Here is a 312-nt window from a genome sequence, read left to right on the forward strand (position 1 = left end):
CTCTCCGTCACCTATCGCGGCAGCTCCCCTGGCAGGGGAGCCATGTTTACGCTTCTGCCGGAGAGGTTCTTAAATCAAAGGAGAAACTATGTCACCATCAACCCCCATCCGTCTTGTCGCCCTTGATCTGGACGGCACCCTGCTCGATTCCAAGAGCCAGATCTCCCCCCGCACCCGGCAGGCCATCGCCGATGCCGTCGGGCGCGGGGTCAGCGTGCTGCCCTGCACCGGGCGGCCCCTTGCCAGCCTGCCGCCGTTGGTGGTGATGGCGTACCGGATGCCAGGCAGCTGCGCCACCAACGGCGGCAGGCT

At 65.7% G+C, this 312-nt stretch carries 1 protein-coding gene; it reads left to right on the plus strand.

Going from position 1 to position 312, the window contains the following annotated elements:
* Nucleotides 1-88: 88 nt before the first annotated feature.
* Nucleotides 89-312: HAD hydrolase family protein (locus P0G09_RS17550; protein WP_275253311.1), on the plus strand; the 224-nt coding region annotated here is incomplete at its 3' end.

This window comes from Faecalibacterium sp. DFI.5.82, from assembly GCF_029076575.1.
Classification (GTDB): domain Bacteria; phylum Bacillota; class Clostridia; order Oscillospirales; family Ruminococcaceae; genus Faecalibacterium; species Faecalibacterium duncaniae.